The sequence below is a fragment of the Photobacterium makurazakiensis genome (assembly GCF_050336715.1).
Lineage (GTDB): Bacteria > Pseudomonadota > Gammaproteobacteria > Enterobacterales > Vibrionaceae > Photobacterium > Photobacterium makurazakiensis.
Genome location: NZ_JAKJSJ010000076.1, coordinates 21,404 through 28,204, shown reverse-complemented (window position 1 = coordinate 28,204; position 6,801 = coordinate 21,404). Strand labels below are relative to the sequence as shown.

The window sequence follows — 6,801 nt, the reverse complement described above, 5'->3', positions numbered from 1 at the left end:
ACTTTATGTAATCACTGTTGCGGTATGTACAAAAAAGCCAGCAAACAACTGCTGGCTCAATGAGGGGGAGCGTTAAGCGGTTAGGCTCAACGGCCTACCTCTATAACAAGTTGGCAAGATTACAGGTTAGCAAGTTGCGCCTTTCTGTCTTTGTTCACCACGCAGAAATTTCCGCGCTTGGTGCGACATTTCGAGCACCTTTCGCACTCTACAGGCGCTCTGTCGTCTTCCTTCCAGCGCTTTACCAGATGCGGCTCAGACAACAACGGCCTTGAAAGCGCAAAGTATTGGATGTTGGTGTTATTGGCGATGTCTTCAATCGCAGCAATATCGGTTAACCCACCAACCGTGATAATCGGTACATCCACTTCTTGGCTAATAACATTGCCATATTCGTGGAAATATCCCTCTTCTTGGATGGTATAACCATCATGGGACTCACCCACCATGGTGTTTGCCTTGCCATGGATATTACCCGAAATAATAATGGCATCTACACCCACTTGTTCTAGCTTTTTACACACAAGGCGCGTTTCATCAAAGGTTAAACCGCCTTTGAAGAACTCAGTTGCTGTAAGCTTAACCATGATCGGGAAGTCGTCGCCCACCAGCTTTCTGGTTTCGGCAAAGATCTCCAACAGGAAGCGCATTCGGTTCTCTAAGCTACCACCATATTCATCTTCACGACGATTATAGTATGGGCTTAAAAACTGGTTAATTAGATAAGTATGGGCTGCGTGGATCTCAATACCATCGAAGCCTGACTCTAATGCCCTGAGACCCGCTTGAGCAAATGCATCAACAATGTAGTCGATATTATCTTTGGTCATCGCTTTACCTTGTGTCTGCGTGCCTCTTTCACACACATCACTTGGTGCAAAGATCACTCGCTCACCAACATTATAAGTGGTTTTTGTACCACCATAGGCAAGCTGCATGGCAATTTTAGAGCCATGGCGATGTACAAGATCGGTCAGCTTTTTATACTCATCGATAAATGAATCGTTATACATGCCCATCATGCCGGCATTGGGCTTTTCTTCTTCGACAATATTTGCGTAACCGGTAACGATTAGACCCACCTCGCCTTTCGCAAGCTCTTCATAGATGGCATACAGCTTATCCGTCATATGGCCGTCTTCTGTTGCCATATTTTCCCACGTCGCGCTTCGCATAAAGCGGTTTTTCAGTGCTAAGTTGCCAATGCGGGTTTCAGTAAACAAAGTACTCAAGTCTAATCCTCTTAAATTTGTATTGCCTGCTCAACGATAAATACAAAAAAGAACAGCCACACCGTTAGCATGGCTGTTCCTTTTCTATTTACTGCTCTGATCCAGTGAGCGGAGCGGGATTCTACCGAGAAAATCGACGACAAAACTTAATCTAGATTAAGGTTAGGTCATACAAATCATCGAAGGCTTTACCTAACTAACATTGATAAACAACAAAGCTTAAAAACTATTCTAAGCCGTCCTATTATTTTTATTTAAATACTTAAACGAATGTCTAGAAGACCTCATTTACTAGTTACTAGTTACTAGTTATCTACGAATTTACTGTGACGATATCTTTTCGACTGCGTCTTTCATCCAATTTATCTCCGCTTTTAGTCCTTCAATAATACGCCCATAAAGTAGCTTAGCGCTTAGTGGCATCGCCATTTGAGCCATATCTTCTAACATGTCTAGTATGCTTTGTAGTGATTTTTGCCTCTCTTCAAAGCATTCAAGTACCTTAGATACAGGTAACAGGTCGATACCGCATAGGGCAAGGTTATATCTTGGGTCAGTCTCTCTGGCATATGTTAGCGCTTCTATTGTGGCGAGTTCTAAGGCTTGCTTTCCACCATCTGTCACATTGTAAATTCTTCCGGTTGGCCCCTTGCTCTGCTTTTGAGTATCAGGCTGGGATAGCACAAAACGTCTCTTTTCAAGCTTCTTTAGTGTGACGTAAATTGAAGAGGAGCTAACGCCACTCCACGCACCATAGCCTCGCTCTTCAACGATCTGTCGAAGTTGGTAGCCATTGCAGTTGCCTAGCTCTTCTATCAAAGAGAGCAGTGCAAATTCTGAGTTGTTGATCTTATAGTCCATATATGGAATATTATCGCTTCATAATATAAAGTCAAGTCAGCAGATGCACGTAGTAAACAGCTCTTATTGCTAAAAGAGAGTTAATTGACGCATTAGGAAGTGCCTACAGTCTCAAGGGGGATAGTCAAATTTATATATATCATCTGGCTGATATGTAATTCTTTTTTGTAGGACTCATTGATGAAAGACAACCAAGTATTCTGCGTATTAGGCGCCACAGGCCGAATCGGAATTGAACTAACCGCTAGCCTGCTCTCTAAAAACTTAACGGTTCGTGCCGTAGTGCGTGACAAGACTAAATTGCTAAATATGCTAAAAGAGAGAGGGATCAGTGCTGACCAGCCTACCCTTTCTATTTTCGTAACAGACCTGTTTTCAGCTGTGCCAAATACTGCGCTAAATGACGCTTTTTCGAACTGCTCAATGGTGTTCAACTGCGCCTCACCTAAAATTTCATGGGTGCCATTATCGAAAGTGAATAGACAATGGGGAACCCCTGTTTTATCTCTCACTCGCCGTTTGATTGAGCATGCCAACCAAGCTGATATCAAACCTCATGTATTTACGTTTATTGGCCCAGAGTACTTTGGCCAATATGACGCCCATATACGCCCCCATCATAGAATCTTATCCAAGCTGTTAAAGGCAATCTATCCAGCGCTGAAGGACAACTACTTAGAGACAAATTTAATCCTTGATGGTGAATATAAGAAATGGACAGTGCTACGCTGTGGCGGTATTCGTCCAGGAGTAAAAGGAAGGCTGGGCAACTCACAAAACGTTGGTATGGACTACAAAGTGGATGGCAGTAATTACAAGCTTGGTAAAGGTTACTCACTACAGGCAGAAGATCTCGCCGCTTACCTGACAAGTCTGATTGAGAATAAAACAGTTGGTGACTTAGAAGCACAGATGCCTTTCACCTTTAACACTCATTTTTCTGTTTAAACATCATCGATATACATTGCTGAATTAGCCACTTTTAAACAATCACTATTAAATATTTCGAGCACATCGCCCTATATGGGCGATGTGCTCTTATGGTTATAGCTTCTCGTACATCGGTTCTCCACCAGCATTATTGTCATCAAGTGACTGAGCCATCTCATTTTGGTGAGCGTCGGAAGTCAACAGTTCAGGCTTTCTCAACCAGCGAATTAATGTCAGGCTACAAGCTAGAATAATTACTGTTGCAGGAAGTCCCCCGAGGTTCGACAGTTGCTTCACCCCATTGATACCAACCGTACTCACCATGATCCAAGCAACCAAGCCAATGACTCCCCCCCAAAGTATTTTGATCGGGAGTGACGTTCCTTCATCAGACTCAGAATCGAAATCTTTTGTACATAAATCACCGATGGCATCAGTACTAGAATCCGCTGCAGTTACATATGAAATGAACGCAATCAGGATCAAAAAGAATGAAGTTAGTCCGCTGAAAGGCAGTTGCCCCATAATATGATATAGAAGCTGTTCTATACCCTGTTCATTAAGAACGGTATATAACCCACCATTACTTTGCGCATCCATATAGATGGCAGTACTGGAAAATACCGATACCCAAACCATGATGAACAAGCTTGGATAGATCAAGTTAACCTGAATGAACTCTTTCACCGTGTAACCACGGGCAATCTTGCCGAGGAACATTGCAGTGATAGGCGCCCATGCAAACCAAACCGCCCAATAGAATACGCTCCACCACTGAGGCCATGGATCATTGGCTGCCTGACCGGTAAACAAGCTCAAACGGAAGAATGATTGGATAAACTCGCCCACCCCTTCAACTCCAAGCGCCAAAATGTAAGTTGTTGGGCCAGCAAAAAGTACAAAGACAAACAACGCAATAAGCATCCAAAAGTTCGCCTGTGACATACGGGCAATACCTTTGATCAAGCCACTAGCTGCAGAAAAAATGAAAGTACCCACGATCACAGCGATAAATATGCCAAGCGTAAACATATTACGCTCAATCTCTACAAACTGGCTTACACCACCTACTAAAGTCAGCGCACCGGTACCGAGCGATGAAGCCATCCCCACCACCAAGGAGTAAAGAGCAAGAGCATCAATCACATCGCAAACTTGTGGCGTCAGGTAACGGCCAAACACCGGACGCAATGAGCTGGAAATCGAAAACGGAAGCTTAAGATTATAAAATGCGAGCGCAAAAATAAGCGCAGGAACACAATAAATAGCGTATGGCGTCGGCCCCCAGTGCAAAAACATCGCTGAAATTGCAAACAGTGTCGCATTTGCGCTGCCAGGCTCGATACCCAAGCTCTCTGGCGGCCCATAGATGTGGTAAATCGGCTCCGCAGTAGTCCAGAACAGTACACCCACCGCTAATGTGGTGCAGAGAACTATCATAAACCAGCGTTTTTTATTGATACGAGGCGTACTAGACTCCCCCCCAATGCGAATATTACCCAACTTAGAGAAATAAGTGATCACGATAAGCACCAGCAGGTAGAAACTCCCGAGGCTGAATAACCAGGAGAAATGCTGCAAGATACTGTTGTTAATCGCACCAGTGAGCGCGGTGAAACCCGCTAAGTCAACCAAACTAAATACTAATGCTGCCATCAATATCAAGAAGGTTGGGAAAAAGACCAAAGGTCGAATATTCTTAATCATTTACTCATCCTTGAACATCGATTACATGTAGTTGCGCTTGATGGTTTCATCAAAACTTTTTTCAAAAATTACTTCCCCATCACAACAGGCTTTCCATTGTGCTTTAATGTAGAAGTGCTGTGCATCACACGTCATGACATAGTGCGCTTCTATCGCAGTACGCCAGCTATCACGCCCCATATCCACACACAAGTGAATGTCATTTTTCGCACTTAAGGGGTCTTGCGGGTGAATCGACAACGCTTGCTCAATGGTAAAATCAATTTCGCTCTGCGATGAAGTGATAAACTGACGTCCAAAATCTTCAACGGTTTCAAGGGTACTCACACCGGTTTTATAGTCCCGATGAACAATACGTTTACTGCTTGGCTCACGTATTACTTGACCATCAAACGCCACAGGCTTGTCATAACTAGGGACAAGTTCTGACGTTTCAGGTGATAGATTCAACGGAAGACTCACTGAACATTGCGATGGTTGTAGCGTCAGCGTAGCATCTTCAGCACACGGCCATATCAGAGGCCAGTAAGAAGTCGATACGGCAATCCGTACTTTATGCCCTTTTGGCACGACATAAGCCATATGGTTTAACGCGACATCCACATCATAAACTTCACCAGCAACAAGCGATTCAGGGAACTCGTGACTGTTACGGTGAGAGAGATTCAACAGACCGTGAGTTATCCGAGTAACCTCGCCAGTAGGATGCACATCAGAGATCCTGACAATAACATAGGCCTGTGGCTTATCACTTGATAGGGATAAATGCGCCATTACCTGCCCTGCTATCGGCAGATCTTCTGTTAGTGTATCGGAATCAAAAACCAGTGAGCCAGCATCATCAATACGTTGATCTGCCGGGTTTTCCATATCCATTCGAATACCAACACAGAAGCGACCTCCGTCTAAGCCGACCGTTTGTGGGGAACGGATACTCAGAGGCTGACTATCTGAAACCGTGTCTGAGGCCGTATCGGACAACCCTTTATCTGATAGGTGCCATTTTTTATAACTGGTGTTAAGGGATGGCCATGTTGGCTCACTCACCCAAGACCCTGCACGATGTTCATAATCGGTTTGTGGCAGTACGCTTTCCTGCAGGTAATAATGCAGCTCTGGTTCTTTCTCTATGCCATTATCCGTACCTTTCAACCAGCGATCCCACCACCTGACAGATTCAGCGACATAATCCATCTTTGGGTTTGGATAGGCGATATTAGGGTATTTATGTGCCCATGGCCCGACGAGACCCTTCTTTGGACCAGACAAATTACTCAGTAGAGAAAAAACAGTGTTGCGATAGCCATCTGCCCAACCACCCATCGCGTAGACAGGTATTTCAATGTCTGAGTAGTCCTCACAGACCGAACCATGCTTCCAGTAGTCAGAACGTGTTTGTTCCGTCAACCAAGGTTTTGCCAAAAACGGCATATTATTGAGCCGGTCAAGCCAGATATTTTTCCAATCGTCGCCAACCAATTTAGCGTCTGGAGAGCGGCCTAATGCATAAGCCCAGAAGAAAGCAGCCCAATCCATATTATCATTCAGCAAACAACCACCAGCAAAGTGAATGTCATCCCTGAAACGATCGTCAGTCGAGCATTGGGTAATAATTGCTTTTAATGCCGGGGGTTTAAGTGCTGCTATCTGTAAAGAATTAAACCCGCCCCAAGATATGCCTACCATACCGACGTTACCGTCACACCATTCCTGCTTGGCAATCCAATCAATCACATCGCAACCGTCTTGAAGCTCCTGCTGTGAATATTCATCCTCAAACAGACCTTCTGATTCGCCACATCCCCGAAGATCCACACGAATACAGGCATAACCATGTGCGGCAGTTTCCGGCATCGTGATTTCATCACGGATGATGGTGCCGTCATTTTTACGGTAGGGAAGAAACTCTAATATGGCGGGGACAGGGTTAGCAGCAATATCAGCAGGCATCCAAGCTCGATAAGCGAGTCGTGTGCCATCAGGAAGGGTAAGCCAGTCGTGGTGGATCTCTTGTACGATCTTCATTGTCATCCTTGTTACATAAGCAAAGAACCTTCTATGTTATAGCGCG

At 44.6% G+C, this 6,801-nt stretch carries 5 protein-coding genes; 1 reads left to right on the top strand and 4 read right to left on the bottom strand.

Annotated elements, in window-relative coordinates; translation table 11 throughout:
* Positions 1 to 119: 119 nt before the first annotated feature.
* Together L4D09_RS25270 and L4D09_RS25265 are read right to left on the bottom strand one after the other, a co-directional pair.
* Positions 120 to 1,232, bottom strand: coding sequence for an NADH:flavin oxidoreductase (locus L4D09_RS25270; protein WP_428460315.1), 1,113 nt, complete (start codon positions 1,230 to 1,232; stop codon positions 120 to 122).
* A 321-nt stretch (positions 1,233 to 1,553) separates the two neighbouring features.
* A complete protein-coding gene (locus L4D09_RS25265) occupies positions 1,554 to 2,093 on the bottom strand; it encodes a PadR family transcriptional regulator (RefSeq protein WP_428460314.1) in 540 nt (179 codons plus the stop codon).
* A 180-nt stretch (positions 2,094 to 2,273) separates the two neighbouring features.
* Between L4D09_RS25265 and L4D09_RS25260 the strand changes: the two genes are divergently transcribed.
* Positions 2,274 to 3,041, top strand: coding sequence for an SDR family oxidoreductase (locus tag L4D09_RS25260; protein ID WP_428460313.1), 768 nt, complete (start codon positions 2,274 to 2,276; stop codon positions 3,039 to 3,041).
* Positions 3,042 to 3,137: 96 nt separating this feature from the next.
* On the opposite strand, the gene L4D09_RS25255 is transcribed toward L4D09_RS25260, so the two are convergent.
* Positions 3,138 to 4,730: a BCCT family transporter gene (locus L4D09_RS25255; protein WP_428460312.1), complete on the bottom strand. Its 1,593-nt coding sequence runs from the start codon at positions 4,728 to 4,730 to the stop codon at positions 3,138 to 3,140.
* A gap of 21 nt (positions 4,731 to 4,751) precedes the next feature.
* Entirely contained in the window at positions 4,752 to 6,755 is a 2,004-nt protein-coding gene (locus L4D09_RS25250) for a CocE/NonD family hydrolase (RefSeq protein WP_428460311.1), read from the bottom strand.
* Positions 6,756 to 6,801: the final 46 nt, after the last annotated feature.